12 protein-coding genes are annotated in these 15,148 nt (G+C 60.9%); 8 read left to right on the top strand and 4 right to left on the bottom strand.

The genetic code is table 11. The annotated features are described in order from the left end of the window. Positions 1 to 5: 5 nt before the first annotated feature. From PMI37_RS29660 to PMI37_RS29635, 6 genes are all read left to right on the top strand, one after another. Complete coding sequence (locus PMI37_RS29660; protein ID WP_008088437.1) at positions 6 to 869, top strand: LysR family transcriptional regulator; 864 nt, start codon at positions 6 to 8, stop codon at positions 867 to 869. Between the two features lie 221 nt (positions 870 to 1,090). Next, the gene (locus tag PMI37_RS29655) at positions 1,091 to 2,167 is read left to right on the top strand and encodes a putative 2-aminoethylphosphonate ABC transporter ATP-binding protein (protein ID WP_008088436.1); all 1,077 of its coding nucleotides are present in this window, start codon (positions 1,091 to 1,093) and stop codon (positions 2,165 to 2,167) included. Further along, positions 2,167 to 3,891: a putative 2-aminoethylphosphonate ABC transporter permease subunit gene (locus tag PMI37_RS29650; RefSeq protein ID WP_008088435.1), complete on the top strand. Its 1,725-nt coding sequence runs from the start codon at positions 2,167 to 2,169 to the stop codon at positions 3,889 to 3,891. Before PMI37_RS29655 ends, PMI37_RS29650 begins: the two co-directional genes overlap by 1 nt. A 36-nt stretch (positions 3,892 to 3,927) precedes the next feature. Further along, a complete protein-coding gene (locus PMI37_RS29645) occupies positions 3,928 to 4,953 on the top strand; it encodes a putative 2-aminoethylphosphonate ABC transporter substrate-binding protein (RefSeq protein ID WP_008088434.1) in 1,026 nt (341 codons plus the stop codon). A gap of 142 nt (positions 4,954 to 5,095) precedes the next feature. Next, complete coding sequence (locus PMI37_RS29640) at positions 5,096 to 6,229, top strand: TIGR03364 family FAD-dependent oxidoreductase (protein ID WP_008088433.1); 1,134 nt, start codon at positions 5,096 to 5,098, stop codon at positions 6,227 to 6,229. Further along, positions 6,229 to 6,786 (top strand): phosphonate degradation HD-domain oxygenase, encoded by a 558-nt coding sequence (locus PMI37_RS29635; protein ID WP_008088432.1) that lies wholly within the window; start codon positions 6,229 to 6,231, stop codon positions 6,784 to 6,786. The genes PMI37_RS29640 and PMI37_RS29635 overlap by 1 nt, the downstream gene beginning before the upstream one ends. A gap of 129 nt (positions 6,787 to 6,915) precedes the next feature. Here PMI37_RS29635 and PMI37_RS29630 read toward each other — a convergent pair whose 3' ends face one another. Beyond that, positions 6,916 to 8,292, bottom strand: a complete 1,377-nt coding sequence (locus tag PMI37_RS29630) for a GTPase/DUF3482 domain-containing protein (RefSeq protein ID WP_008088431.1) — start codon at positions 8,290 to 8,292, stop codon at positions 6,916 to 6,918. Further along, on the bottom strand, positions 8,285 to 9,658 hold the full coding sequence (locus PMI37_RS29625; RefSeq protein WP_008088430.1) for a DUF2868 domain-containing protein: 1,374 nt from the start codon (positions 9,656 to 9,658) through the stop codon (positions 8,285 to 8,287). Before PMI37_RS29625 ends, PMI37_RS29630 begins: the two co-directional genes overlap by 8 nt. 85 nt (positions 9,659 to 9,743) lie before the next feature. On the opposite strand from PMI37_RS29625, the gene PMI37_RS29620 reads away from it, so the two are divergent. After that, positions 9,744 to 10,256, top strand: coding sequence for a dihydrofolate reductase (locus PMI37_RS29620; protein ID WP_008088429.1), 513 nt, complete (start codon positions 9,744 to 9,746; stop codon positions 10,254 to 10,256). Positions 10,257 to 10,366: 110 nt separating this feature from the next. Here the strand turns inward: PMI37_RS29620 and PMI37_RS29615 are convergent, their stop codons facing one another. Continuing rightward, on the bottom strand, positions 10,367 to 11,758 hold the full coding sequence (locus PMI37_RS29615) for an L-cystine transporter (protein ID WP_008088428.1): 1,392 nt from the start codon (positions 11,756 to 11,758) through the stop codon (positions 10,367 to 10,369). 241 nt (positions 11,759 to 11,999) lie between these two features. Here PMI37_RS29615 and PMI37_RS29610 point away from each other — a divergent pair, with 241 nt between their 5' ends. Continuing rightward, entirely contained in the window at positions 12,000 to 13,061 is a 1,062-nt protein-coding gene (locus PMI37_RS29610) for a hypothetical protein (RefSeq protein WP_008088426.1), read from the top strand. A gap of 162 nt (positions 13,062 to 13,223) precedes the next feature. On the opposite strand, the gene ilvD is transcribed toward PMI37_RS29610, so the two are convergent. Then, entirely contained in the window at positions 13,224 to 15,065 is a 1,842-nt protein-coding gene (gene ilvD, locus PMI37_RS29605) for a dihydroxy-acid dehydratase (RefSeq protein WP_008088424.1), read from the bottom strand. Positions 15,066 to 15,148: the final 83 nt, after the last annotated feature.

Raw genomic sequence — 15,148 nt, 5'->3', positions numbered from 1 at the left:
AGGTTGTGCTGAGTGCCGAGCTGAAAGCGTTTTACATGGTCGCCCGCCTGGGCAGCATCACGCTGGCGGCGAAAAAACTCGGCCTCAGCCAACCGACCGTGACCACGCAGATCCGCAATCTGGAAAGTCAGTATTCGGTGGAGCTGTTTTATCGCGGTGGTCGACGGTTGAGCGTCAGTGACGAAGGCGCGCGGTTGCTGCCGATGGTCAAGACGCTTTTGCAGCAGGAAGCCGATATTGAGTTTTTCCTGCGTAACAGCGGTCAGGTGCAAGGCACGTTGCGCATCGCCGCTACTGCGCCGTATTACATCCTCGATCTGGTAAAGACCTTCCGCGAGCGTTTGCCGCAAGTGGAAGTGTCGGTGGAAATCGGCAACTCGCAGCAGGTGCTGGAAGCGCTGGAGGATTACCGGGTGGACATCGCCGCGTCGTCGCAATTGCTTGATGACGCGCGGTTGATTCGCCGGGTGCTCGGGACTGATCCGCTGGTGCTGGCGGTGCATCGCAATCATCCGCTGGCTGTGCAGGAGCATGTGACGTTGAGTGCGCTGGCCGGGCATACGTTGTTGATGCGTGAGTCGGGCTCGACCACGCGGCGGTTGACCGAAGAGTTGCTGGCGAGTGCCGGGGTGAGTTTCGGGCCGTTGCTGGAGATTGGCAGCCGGGAGTCGATTCGTGAGGCGGTGTTGCGCAATATCGGCATCAGCATCATTGCGCGCCAGGAAGTGCCGCATGATCCGCAGTTGCGCGTGCTGACGATCGAGAATGCGCCGCAGATTCCTGAGTATCTGTATTGCCTGAAGGAGCGCAAGGGCGCGCGGTTGCCAGCGGCGTTCCTAGGCCTGGCCCAGGAAATGTCCCCCGCGTAATGATCGTTCCCACGCTCCGCGTGGGAATGCAGCCCGGGACGCTCTGCGTCCCAAGAGCCGAACGCGGAGCGTCCGATGAGGCATTCCCACGCAGAGCGTGGGAACGATCTCTGGCGAACCAAAATCCCTGAATACCACTATCGGCGGTTTTTGCCTCGTTGCCACATGACGGACGCATTACAACTCTAGGATTGGCCCCATCTGCTTGATGAGGTCTGTCCATGAATCCTGCCATCGCAACTGCCCTGACCAACCCCGGCGCACCCATGAAAGTGCGCGGCGTGCAGAAACGCTTCGGCGCGTTCACTGCACTGGATAATGTCTCCCTCGACGTCGCCGCCGGTGAACTGGTTTGCCTGCTCGGCCCCTCGGGCTGTGGCAAGACCACGTTGCTGCGCTGCATCGCCGGTCTGGAGAAGCAGGACAGCGGCGAGCTGTACCTCGGCGATCGCGACGTTTCGCACCTTGCCCCGCAAGCCCGTGATTACGGCATTCTGTTCCAGTCCTACGCGTTGTTCCCCAATCTGACCGTCGAAGCGAACATTGCCTACGGCCTCGCCGGCAGCGGTCGTGACGAAGTGCGCCGTCGCGTCGGGCAGATGCTGGAACTGGTCGGCCTCACCGGCAGCGAAAAAAAATACCCCGGTCAATTGTCCGGCGGCCAACAGCAGCGCGTGGCTCTGGCTCGGGCCTTGGCACCAGCACCGTCGCTGTTGTTGCTTGATGAGCCGATGTCCGCCCTCGACGCCCGCGTCCGCGAGCATCTGTGCACCGAACTGCGCCAGCTGCAACGCAGCCTCGGCATCACCACGCTGATGGTCACGCACAATCAGGACGAAGCCATGCTCATGGCCGACCGTATCGCCGTGATGAACAACGGCCGCGTCGAGCAGTACGCCACCCCGCAGGAAATCTACAACCGCCCGGCCACGCCGTTCGTGGCCGAATTTGTCGGGCAGGGCAACTGGTTGCCGTTTCAGCGCAGCAGCGACAGCCACGCACAGGTCGGCGGGATGAACCTGCGCCTCAGCGACGGCAGCGTTCAGCGTGCTTCGGGCCGCTTGTTCTGCCGCCCGGAAGCGATCAACGTCAATCCACCTGTACACGAAGAAAACCTGTTCCCGGCCAAAGTCCGCGAGATCACCTTCCTCGGCAATCGCTGCCGCATGAGCTTCGAACTCGACCAATTGCCGGGCCACGCGCTGCTCGCCGAACTCGCCCCGGAAGCCATGCCACGCCTCGGCGCCCAGCACATCATGGTCGCCTTGCCGCCGCGCAGCCTGCAGGTGTTTGCCTGATGAACAGCAACCTCGCGCTGCCGCTACCGCACAAGCAGGTGCGACAGTCCTCGAAAGCCGAGATCGGCGACCGCATTTTTGTCGTCGGCGGCAAAGTCCTCTTGCTGCTGTTGCTCGGCGTCGCGGTGTTGCTGCCGTTGCTGGCGATCTTCTGGCGTGGCTTTAGTAATGAGGCCGGGCAGGGCGGTGGCTGGATCGCGGCGAAGGAGATGGTGAGCAGCGAGAATTTCCACTGGCTGCTCGGCAACAGTCTGAAAGTTTCCCTCAGCGTTGCGGCCATCGTCGTACCGCTGGCTTACCTGTTTGCCTACGCGCTGCAACGCACGATGATTCCGGCGAAGGGCATCTGGCGCGGGATTTCGTTATTGCCGCTGATGGCGCCGTCGATGTTGCCGGGCATTGCACTGGTTTATCTGTTCGGCAACCAGGGCATGTTGCGCGGGCTGCTCTCGGACAACATCTACGGGTTCTGGGGGATTGTGCTGGGCGAGGTGATTTACACCTTCCCCCATGCACTGATGATTCTGCTCTCGGCATTGTCGCTGGCCGATGCGCGGCTGTTCGATGCCGCGTCGAGCATGGGCGCCAGTCCGGCCAAAGCGTTTCGCAGCATCACTTGGCCGGCGACGCGTCAGGCTGTGTTCGCCGCGTTCTGTCTGGTGTTCACCCTGACCATCACCGATTTCGGTGTGCCGGTGGTGGTCGGTGGCGACTATCAGGTGCTGGCGCTGGAAGCCTACAAAGCCGTGGTCGGCCAACAACAATTCGGTCGCGGCGCGTTGATTGGCATGGTGCTGTTGCTGCCGGCGCTGTTCAGCTTCGGTGTCGATGCCTGGTTGCGTCGGCGTCATGGTGATTCCATGAGCGGTCGCGCTCAGGTGTTCAAACCGGCGCCGTCGAAGCTGCGTGATGGCTGCTATATGGCGATTGTTCTGCTGATCAGCGCGGCGTTGACTCTGGTGTTCGGCATGGCGGTGTTCTCCTCCTTGGTGAAGTTCTGGCCGTACAACTTGTCGCTGTCGCTCAACCATTACCAGTTCAACGAAACCGCTGGCGGTGGCTGGCTGGCTTACAGCAACAGTTTGGAAATGGCGCTGGGCACGGCATTGATCGGCAGCGTGCTGATTTTTACCGGCGCTTACCTGATGGAGAAAACCCGCGACCAGCGCGGCCTCAACCTGGCGTTGCGCATGCTCAGTTTTGTGCCGATGGCGGTGCCGGGGCTGGTGCTCGGTCTCGGCTACGTCTTCTTCTTCAACCTCACGGGTAACCCGCTGCATGTGCTGTACGGGACGATGACGCTGCTGATCGTCTGCACCATTGCGCACTACCTGACCACCGCACAATTGACCGCGACCACCGCGCTGCGCCAACTCGACGCCGAGTTCGAAGCCGCCGCGCTGTCGCTGAAGGCGCCGCTGTACCGGCATTACCTGCGCGTCACTGTGCCGATCTGCCTGCCGGCGCTGCTCGACATCGTGCGCTACCTGTTCGTCTCGGCGATGACCACCGTGTCGGCGGCGATCTTCCTCTACAGCCCCGACACCATCCTCGCGGCGGTCGCAGTGCTGAACATGGATGACGCCGGCAACGTTGGCGGCGCGGCAGCGATGTCGACCCTGATTCTGTTCACTTCGGCGGGCGTGTCCTTGCTGCTGGCGTGGGCGTCGCGCGGCTTGCTGCGCCGTTCTCAAGCCTGGCGGCAAACCGCGCCCGGTCACTGATTCCAACCCCGTTCAACTCATTACAGGAAAACGATCATGTTCAAGCCTATGGCCCTGGCCGCTGCTGTGCTCGCTACTTTCAGCCTGAATGCCTTCGCGGCAAAAACCGAGTTGACGGTGTACACCGCCCTCGAAGCCGAGCAACTGAAGTCCTACAAAGAAGCGTTCGAAAACGCCAACCCGGACGTCGAGATCAAATGGGTGCGTGATTCCACCGGGATCATCACCGCCAAACTGCTCGCCGAAAAGGCCCGTCCGCAGGCTGACGCGGTGTGGGGTCTGGCGGCTTCCAGCCTGGCGATCCTCGATCAGCAAGGCATGCTGCAAAGCTACGCGCCGAAGGATCTCGGCAAGATCGGCGCGAACTACCGCGACGCCGCCAACCCGCCAGCGTGGGTCGGCATGGACGTCTGGGCCGCAACGATTTGCTTCAACACCGTCGAAGCCGAGAAACAGGGTTTGACCAAGCCAGTGAGCTGGCAGGACCTGACCAAGCCTGAGTACAAGGGCAAGATTGTTATGCCGAACCCGGCGTCGTCCGGCACTGGTTTCCTCGACGTCAGCGCGTGGCTGCAAACCTTTGGCGAGAAGCAGGGTTGGGCGTACATGGACGGTCTGCACCAGAACATCGGCCAGTACGTTCACTCCGGTTCCAAGCCTTGCAAGTTAGCGGCGGCGGGCGAGTTCCCGATCGGGATTTCCTTTGAATACCCGGCGGTACAGCTGAAGCGTCAGGGCGCGCCGCTGGACATCATCCTGCCGAAAGAAGGTCTGGGCTGGGAGATCGAAGCGACTGCCGTGATCAAAGGTACGCCGCATGAAGACGCGGCGAAGAAACTCGCTGACTTCTCGGCGAGTGCTCAGGCGATGGATTTGTACAAAGAGAACTTTGCGGTTCTTGCGCAGCCGGGGATTGCCAAGCCGCAGACCGAATTGCCGGCGGATTATGAGCAACGTCTGATCAAGAACGACTTTGCCTGGGCCTCGAAGAATCGCGACGAGATCCTTACCGAGTGGCGCAAGCGTTATGACGGCAAGTCCGAGAAAGTGGCTGCCAAGTAAATCTTCGTAGTCTGACCGGGCCTCATCGCTGGCAAGCCAGCTCCCACAGGGTTTTGCGGTGAACACGAATTTTGTGAACACCTCGATACCTGTGGGAGCTGGCTTGCCAGCGATGACGGCCTCTCATTCAGAGCACCTCTAAATGACACAACACAAAGACCTGCTCATCGTAGGCGCCGGTATCCTTGGCCTGTCCCACGCCTACGCCGCCGCCAAACGCGGCCTCAAGGTCGCCGTTTTCGAACGCACCGCCACACCCCTCGGCGCCTCGGTGCGCAATTTCGGCCAGGCCCTGGTCACCGGCCAGCCACCGGGCCAAATGCTTGATCTAGCCAAAGCCAGCCGCGACATCTGGGGCGATTGGGCGCAACTCGCCGGCCTGCAAATCAAGCGCAACGGTTCGTATTTGTTCGCCCGCACTGAAGCCGAAGAACATCTGCTCGAAGCCTTCTGCAACGGTCGCGCCGTGGAGCACGGTTACAACATTCAACTGCTGCGCGGCGCCGCCCTGCGCGATCTCTACAACGGCCAGTTCAGTCATCACCGCGCCGCGCTTCATGGCATCGACGATCAACAGCTGTACTCGCGCGAAGCGATCCCGGCGCTGATCGATTACCTGCGCCGCGACCTCGGCGTCGAGTTTCACTTCTCCACACTGGTGCGCGATGTCGAACCCGGTCACCTGCACAGCACCGCCGGCAGTTTTACCGCCAAGCAGATCATCATCTGCTCCGGTCATGATTATCAGACGTTGCTGGCCGAACCAATCGCCGCCCTCGACCCGCAAATCTGCCGCCTGCAAATGCTCCGCGCCAAACCGCAGATCGATCTGAATCTGCAACACGCCTTGCTCACCGGCCTCAGTTGCGTGCACTACGGCGCCTTCGCCGATCTGCCGGAAGCGGCGGCGGTGCAGGCGCAGATCCTGCGTGAACAACCGCATCTGCACGACAACGGCATCCACCTGCTGATCAGCCCGACGCCGTACGGCGAACTGATCATCGGCGACTCGCACCATTACGGCAGCGACCCTTCACCGTTCAACGCTGAGCAAGTGGACAACTGGATGATCGAGTTGGCCGAGCAGACCCTGGGCTGCAAAGTGCAAGTGGTCGAGCGCTGGCAGGGCGTCTATGGTGCTCGGGGGCCCGGGCCGTTTTCGTTGCTGCGCCCGGCAGCGGGGTTGAGTGTGGCGCTGATGCACACCGGCGTCGGCATGAGCGTCGGCCCGGCGCTGGCCGAGCGCAACATTGCGCAGTTGCTGGAGGAGATTTGATGACAGGTCACGAGCAAACCGTCGCCAGGGTATTCGCGCTGTATGAGCGTTTTGGCACCAGCGATTACATCGGCGAACCGGTGTCGCAGATCGAACACATGTCCCAGGCCGCCGAACTGGCGATCGCCGAGGGCTTTGATGATGAAGTGGTGCTGGCGGCGTTCTTCCATGACATCGGCCATTTGTGTGGCGAAGGCGCAGAGAACATGGGCGGCTATGGCGTGGTCAGCCATGAAAGGCTCGGCGCGGATTATTTGCGTGAGGCCGGTTTCAGCGAGCGTATGGCGCGGCTGGTGGAATATCACGTACAGGCCAAGCGGTATCTGACGTTGCGTGAGCCGGGGTATTTCGAGCGGTTGAGTGAGGCGAGCCGGCGGACGCTGGAGTATCAGGGTGGGGTGATGACCGAGGCGGAGGCGGATGAGTTTGAGCGGGATCCGTTGTGTGCCGTCAGCCTGCGGATGAGGCAGTGGGATGAGCTGGCCAAGGAGAGGGCGGTGCCGGTGATTGATCTGGCCTTATTGAAGGAGAAAGCGGCGCGATTGTTGGCTGCTTAGGTCTTGGAACCGGGTTGCTGCCATCGCTGGCAAGCCAGCTCCCACAGGTTTTTCGGTGAATACAATTTTTTGTGATCAGCCGAGATCCCTGTGGGAGCTGGCTTGCCAGCGATGGGGCCAGGTCAGGCACTAGAGCCCTTTGGCTAACGACTCAACCTGCTCCTGCCTTTCCGCCTGATTCAACTTCGCCTGCGGATTCAACGACGACCACTGCGGATGCGCCCGCGCTTTGTTCAGCGCCTCCGGCAACTTGCCCTCACGCCAGGTCTTATCCTGCGGCGTCGCCACCTGAACCGCGTCCATCGCCGCATGCCCGCGCTGATCCAGCGCCAACACCAACTGCCGCTGGCGCAGCGCCAACAGCCGCAACACCCCGTCATCCACCGTCAACTCACGCTGCCCTTTGATCTTGCCGAGCAAGCGACTGCCATAACTGCGCGCCGTCTGCAGCGCACCGCCGGCAATCGCTCCCGCCAACGCCGCCGCGCCGAGCGTGATCCCGCCAACCAGCAGATCAACACCAGCCCCCGCCGCCGCACCAGCAGCAATACCACCGCCCACGCGCACACCGAGTTGCTTCAAGGTCTCCGGGTTGAACAGATCGTCGCCCCAACGCCCGTCCAGCAACGGCAAATCACTCGCCGCCGCATCCTGCGGACGAAACGCATACAGCTTGAGCAGCGCTTCAACACACTTCTGCTCGCGCTGGCGCACAGCCTTGCGCAGTTCGCTGATGGCTTGCTGTTCCTGCGCAGCTTCACTGACCACACTGCGCCGACAAGCCGCACAGTCGATCAACAATTCAGCAATCAAACGCGCCGCACTTTGCTGACGCGCGAGGCGCTGGGCCTGTTGATCGGCAATCAAGCGCTCCAGTTGCGGACGGGCATTTTCCAGCAGCAGCGCGAGGCTTTCATACAGCCGCCGCTCGCCATCTTCAGGCGGCGCCACACTGTCGAAACGCACCAGCGCATGCAGCCCGAGCCGCGCCAATGCCTCGCGCCAATCCGGCTCGCGATGGTTGGCGCTGCTGACAAAATTCAGCACCGGCAGCAGCGGTTTGCCACAACTGGCGAGCACTTCCAACTCATCACGATATTTGGCCAACACCGGCTCGCGGGCGTCGATCACATACAAACCAGCGTCGGAGGCGAGCAGTTGTCGCAGCACTTTCGCCTCCTGCTCGAAACGCTGACGTGCCTCGCTGCCGTCGAGAAACCGCGCCAGTCGCGCCGGGCCATCGAGGCGTTCGCCGGGGCGTTCCAGGCGCTCGAGAAAATCCAGCAGGGCGATGGCGTCCTCCAGCCCCGGCGTGTCGTAGAGGTCGAGCAACGGTTCGCCGTCCACCGACAACCGCGCGCCTTCGACATGCCGCGTGGTGCTCGGGCGATGAGACACTTCGCCGAAGCCGACATCGCGGGTCAACGTGCGCAGCAGCGAGGTTTTACCGACGTTGGTGTGGCCGACCACCGCGAGTTTCAGCGGCGCTTTCCAGGCATCAGTCATGACCCGTCTCCAGCCAGTTCAACGGCGCGCAATCGGCGAACTGCAGATCAAGCTGTTGCAGCGCAACGTGCCAGTCGCCGAGGCGCTCGGCATCCAGTGCTTCACCGGGCGGTGCTTGCAGCAGCCAGACACGGGTTTCGCTAGCGCTGCGCGCCAATTCGGCGATCAAGGCGAGGCTGCCGCGATCCGGCGAGCGTCGTGGGTCGCAGGCAATCGCCAGACGTGCCGGAGGGAAGCGACTGAGTTGTTCGAGAAGTTTATGGCGCGATTCGCGACTGTCGAGGATGCCAGCATTGCTGACATTTTTCGGCAGCGCGGGGGGCCATGGGCGCTGTTCGTCGAGTTCGATAGCGACCAGCAATGCGCCTTCGCTAACCAGTTCGCCAACACCGCTTTCGACACGATGCAGTTGCGCAGGCTCCGGATCGTTGACGCCGAGGCGTTCGCTAGTCGGCATCAGGCGTTCACGCAATTGCGCGTAGCCGGGCAGGTTCAATTCCAGACGCAGCGCGGCTTTGCCGCTGTTCCAGCGCCAGAAACACAACAGCGTCAGCAGCAGACGCGGCAGCACGCCATACACGACCAACACGCCAACCAGCCAGGTCGCCCAGGCCTGACGAGCGCTTTCGATGTCGAGCGCGCCGTCGCCGCTGGCGCGGATCATCTCCACCGTCGGCACATTGAAACCGAGCAGCGATGGCAGATAACCGAGTGCGTGGGTGACATGGATAAAGGTGTCGGCGCTGAGAATCGTGGTTTCCCAGACGAAGCCGTAGCGTCGGGTCGCCATCAGTGTCAGCAGCAGAATCAATGCGCTGAGCATCGCCAGCAACCACAGGCCATTGACCAATGTGCCGAGTGCCCAGCGATTGAGTTTCTTGCGTTGCAGCATTAGTAACAGTGCCGGCGCCAGTTGCGCGGCTTTGGCGTCACGGGCCATATTTTCGCTGAGCCACAGCCACAATCGTCCGAGCGTGGCGCCGTGTTCGCCGGCAAAGATCAAGCCCAGCAACCAGCTCAGTAGCAGAATCAGGTTCAGCCCGAGCAGGCTGCCCAAGGCCCAGAACACATTGACCGGCGTCTGGCCGAGTGCGGCGAAGGCCAGACCGGCGCCGCTCAATACCGCGAAGATCATCAGCAACACCAGCGCCAGACGCGCGCCTTGCAGCCAGTGTTTGAGGGCAGCCGTCAGCCCGTCACGTTCGGCCAGCCATAACGCCCGGCGTTGAATGCGGCTCGGCAGATCGCCGCCAGCGGTGCGCGCCAGACGATTGGCTTCCAGATCTTCGAGGGTGCCGGCGTGTTCTTCGCGCAGGCGCACGGTCTCGGTCAGCCAGAGGTTTTGCAGTGGAGTCAGTTCAGTCACGCGCCATTCCGTCGCTCAATTGAGCGCTGAGCATAACCGCTGTGGCGCTTATCGGGGTAAGCGCGGCTCTGGTATCCTCGCCGGCATGACTAAATCACTTCCCCTCAGCCTGATCGCAGCCCTCGGTGAAAACCGCGTGATCGGCGTCGACAACAGCATGCCCTGGCACCTGCCGGGGGACTTCAAATACTTCAAGGCCACGACCTTGGGCAAGCCGATCATCATGGGTCGCAAGACTTGGGATTCGCTCGGCCGACCGCTGCCGGGGCGCTTGAACATCGTAGTCAGCCGTCAGGCCGATCTGGTGTTGGAAGGTGCCGAGGTGTATCCGTCGCTGGAAGCCGCAGTGGTTCGCGCCGAGGAATGGGCGAAAGAGCAGGGCGTTGATGAGTTGATGCTGATTGGTGGCGCGCAGTTGTACGCGCAAGGGCTGGCGCAGGCGGATCGTCTGTATCTGACGCGCGTGGCTTTGAGCCCGGAAGGGGATGCGTGGTTTCCGGAGTTTGATTTGAACGACTGGAAACTGGTGTCGAACGTGCCGAATCCAGCTGAGGGCGATAAACCCGCGTACAGCTTTGAGGTTTGGGAGAAAGCCTAAATTGTGGCGAGGGGATTTATCCCCGTTGGGTTGCGCAGCAGCCCCAAAATAATGGGGTCGCTACGCAACCCAACGGGGATAAATCCCCTCGCCACAAGTATGTGTTGCAGTTAAGCCTGAGCTAGCTCCGCATGCTCATCGGCATCCAGCAACTCTTTATCAGTCTGTTGCATCACCTGACTGGTAATCGCACCAGCGGTGATCGAACCGCTCACGTTCAACGCCGTGCGCCCCATATCAATCAGCGGCTCAACCGAAATCAGCAACGCCACCAGTGATACCGGCAAGCCCATCGCCGGCAGCACGATCAGCGCCGCGAACGTCGCGCCGCCACCGACACCGGCCACACCGGCCGAGCTCAGCGTCACAATCGCCACCAGCGTCGCGATCCACAGCGGATCCAGCGGGTTGATGCCCACGGTCGGCGCAACCATCACCGCCAACATCGCCGGGTACAGACCGGCGCAACCGTTCTGGCCGATGGTCGCACCGAACGATGCCGCAAAACTGGCCACCGATTGCGGAATCCCCAAACGACGGGTCTGCGCCTCAATACTCAGCGGAATGCTCGCCGCGCTGGAACGGCTGGTAAATGCGAACGTCAGCACCGGCCAGATCTTGCGGAAGAAACGCAGCGGGTTGATCCCGGCCGCCGACACCAACAAGCCGTGCACGACGAACATCAGGCCGAGACCGAGGTACGACACCACGACGAAACTGCCGAGCTTGATGATGTCCTGCAGGTTGGACCCAGCGACCACTTTGGTCATCAGCGCCAGCACACCGTACGGGGTCAGCTTCATCACCAGACGCACCAGACGCATCACCCAGGCTTGCAGGGTGTCGATGGCGTTGATCACTTTCTGACCTTTCTCGACGTCATCCTTGAGCAGCTGCAGCGCGGCAACCCCGAGGAATGCCGCGAAAATCACCACGCTGATGATCGAGGTCGGCTTGGCCCGGGCCAGGTCGGCGAACGGGTTTTGCGGGATGAACGACAGCAGCAGTTGTGGCACATTCAGGTCGGCAACCTTACCGGCGTAGTCAGTCTGAATGGTTTGCAGACGAGCCATTTCCTGGGTGCCGGCGACCAGACCTTCCGCAGTAAGGCCGAACAGGTTGGTCAGGCCGATACCAATCAGCGCGGCAATCGCCGTGGTGAACAGCAGGGTGCCGATGGTCAGGAAGCTGATCTTGCCCAACGACGAAGCGTTGTGCAGGCGCGCCACGGCGCTGAGGATCGAGGCGAACACCAGCGGGATAACGATCATTTGCAGCAACTGCACGTAGCCGTTGCCGACCAGATCGAACCAGCCGATCGAGGTTTTCAGCACCGGGTTGCCGGCACCGTAAACGGTGTGCAACGCCACGCCGAAGGCCACGCCCAGCGCGAGTGCGAGCAGGACTTTTTTCGCCAGGCTCCACGTGGTGTGGCGGGTTTGCGCCAGACCGAACAGCAGGGCGAGGAACACCAGCAGGTTGAGAATCAACGGTAGGTTCATGAGAACTCCAGAAAGACTTTGCCAACAGCCTTCCGGGGCTGCTGCGAACCGGTAAGCCTAACAGCTTGATTTGCAATGATTTAATACCGAAATCTTAGGGTGTCCGTCGTTTTTGGAATAAGCGCGTGTCGCTCTCGGCAATGCATCTGGCGCAAATGGCGGCGTGGGCGGTCGCTGACAGACGAGGACTGTCATACACATTTGTTAGCGTCGATGCTTTTACATCAGGGAGAAAGCGTCGATGAAGTTCGCACCGAAATTTCTGGCTGTCGCACTGGCTGTGGGCATGGGCCTGGCTTCTCAGGCTTTCGCCACCGACCTGAAACACTGGCCCGCCGATCAGGCCAAAGCGCTGGACGCGATGATCGCGGCCAACGCCAACAAGGGTAACTACGCGGTGTTCGACATGGACAACACCAGTTACCGCTACGACCTCGAAGAGTCCTTATTGCCGTTCATGGAAAACAAGGGCCTGATCACCCGCGACAAACTCGACCCCTCCTTGAAACTGATGCCGTTCAAGGACACCGCCGACCACAAGGAAAGCCTGTTCAGTTACTACTATCGCCTCTGCGAAGTCGACGACATGGTCTGCTACCCGTGGGTGGCGCAGGTGTTCTCCGGTTTCACCCTCAAGGAACTCAAAGGCTACGTCGATGAGCTGATGGCTTCGGGCAAACCGGTGCCGGCGACTTATTACGAAGGTGATGTGGTCAAAACCCTTGATGTGCAGCCGCCGAAAATCTTCACCGGTCAGGTTGAGCTGTACAACAAGCTGATGAAGAACGGCATCGAGGTTTACGTGATGACCGCCGCCTCTGAAGAACTGGTGCGCATGGTCGCGGCTGATCCGAAGTACGGCTACAACGTCAAACCGCAGAACGTCATTGGCGTGACCACGCTACTGAAAAACCGTGAAACCAACGAACTGACCACCGCGCGCAAGCAGATCACTGCCGGCAAATATGACGAGAAGGCCAACCTGGGCCTGGAGTTGACGCCGTACCTGTGGACCCCGGCGACGTGGATGGCCGGCAAGCACGCGGCGATTCTTACTTACATTGATGAGTGGAAAAAACCGATATTGGTCGGTGGCGATACGCCGACCAGCGACGGTTACATGCTGTTCCACGATGTCGACGTGGCCAAGGGCGGGATTCACTTGTGGATCAACCGCAAGGACAAGTACATGACGCAGTTGAACGGCATGATGGCCAAGCACGCGGCGGCGCAGGCGAAGGAAGGGTTGCCGGTGACGGCGGACAAGAATTGGGTGATCGTCAAACCTGAAGAAATCCAATAATCCCCTGTAGGAGCTGCCGAAGGCTGCGATCTTTTGATCTTTTTTTAAGGGCAAGATCAAAAGATCGCAGCCTTCGGCAGCTCCTACAGTGATCGGGTTTTCATTCTTCAAAAAAAAATGCCCCGCACTTGGCGGGGCATTTTTATTGCTGCGATTTGATGCTTACAGCCCGTCCAGCATCGCTTTGTTACGCACCGCACCTTTGTCGGCGCTGGTCGCCAGCAGGGCGTAGGCCTTGAGGGCAGTGGTCACTTTGCGTGGACGAATTTCGACCGGTTTCCAGCCTTTCTTGTCCTGCTCGGCGCGGCGTGCCGCCAGTTCTTCGTCGCTGACCAACAGGTTGATCGAACGGTTCGGAATGTCGATCAGCACTTTGTCGCCATCCTGCACCAGACCGATCGCGCCGCCGGCAGCAGCCTCAGGCGAAGCGTGACCGATGGACAGACCGGAAGTACCGCCGGAGAAACGACCGTCGGTGAGCAGCGCACAGGCTTTGCCCAGGCCTTTGGATTTCAGGTACGACGTCGGGTAGAGCATTTCCTGCATGCCCGGGCCGCCTTTCGGGCCTTCGTAGCGAATGATGACGATGTCGCCAGCCTTCACTTCGTCAGCGAGGATGCCGCGTACGGCGCTGTCCTGGCTTTCGAAGATCTTCGCGTTGCCTTCGAAGACGTGGATCGACTCGTCGACGCCAGCGGTTTTCACCACGCAGCCGTCGAGCGCGATGTTGCCGTACAGCACAGCCAAACCACCTTCTTGCGAATAGGCATGCTCGAAGCTGCGGATGCAGCCGTTTTCACGGTCGTCATCCAGGGTTTCCCAACGGGTCGACTGGCTGAACGCTGTTTGCGTCGGGATACCGGCCGGGCCAGCCTTGAAGAAGTGATGCACCGCTTCATCGGTGGTCTGGGTGATGTCCCACTTGGCGATGGCTTCTTCCATGCTGCGGCTGTGTACGGTCGGCAGGTCAGTGTGCAGCAAACCGCCACGGGCCAGCGAACCGAGGATGCTGAAAATGCCGCCGGCGCGGTGTACGTCTTCCATGTGGTACTTCTGGATGTTCGGCGCGACTTTGCACAGCTGTGGAACGGTGCGCGAAAGACGGTCGATGTCGCGCAGGTCGAAATCGATCTCGGCCTCTTGGGCGGCAGCGAGCAAGTGCAGGATGGTGTTGGTCGAACCGCCCATGGCGATGTCGAGCATCATCGCGTTCTCGAACGCCTTGAAGTTGGCGATGTTGCGCGGCAATACCGACTCGTCGTTCTCGCCGTAGTAACGCTTGCACAGCTCGACAATGGTGCGGCCAGCCTGCAGGAACAGCTGTTCGCGGTCGCTGTGGGTAGCGAGGGTCGAACCATTGCCTGGCAATGCCAGACCCAGTGCTTCGGTCAGGCAGTTCATCGAGTTGGCGGTGAACATGCCGGAGCACGAACCGCATGTCGGGCAAGCGCTGCGCTCGTACTCGGCGACTTTCTCGTCAGAAGCGCTTTCGTCGGCGGCGATCACCATGGCGTCGACAAGGTCGAGGCCGTGGGAAGCGAGTTTGGTCTTGCCGGCTTCCATCGGGCCGCCGGAAACGAAAATCACCGGAATGTTCAGGCGCAACGCAGCCATCAACATGCCCGGGGTGATCTTGTCGCAGTTGGAAATGCAGACGATGGCGTCGGCGCAGTGGGCGTTGACCATGTACTCGACGGAGTCGGCGATGATCTCGCGGCTCGGCAGCGAATAGAGCATGCCGTCGTGACCCATGGCGATGCCGTCATCCACGGCGATGGTGTTGAATTCTTTCGCTACACCGCCGGCGCGTTCGATTTCGCGGGCGACCAGTTGGCCCAGATCTTTCAGGTGCACGTGGCCCGGTACGAACTGGGTAAACGAGTTGGCAATGGCGATGATCGGCTTTTTGAAGTCGTCATCTTTCATCCCGGTGGCGCGCCACAGTGCGCGGGCGCCGGCCATGTTGCGGCCGTGGGTGGATGTTTTCGAGCGGTAATCTGGCATGGAGCACTCCGGGCGGCTAATCAGGTACTAAATGGGAGTGAGCTTCTATTAACGTCTGGAACACTCAGAAATGGCCGTGTGTC

Origin of the sequence: Pseudomonas sp. GM80 (genome assembly GCF_000282515.1) — a bacterium.
Taxonomy (GTDB): Bacteria; Pseudomonadota; Gammaproteobacteria; order Pseudomonadales; family Pseudomonadaceae; genus Aquipseudomonas.
The sequence above is the reverse complement of the archived record's forward strand: the minus strand, read 5'-3'. Positions and strand labels throughout refer to the sequence as shown.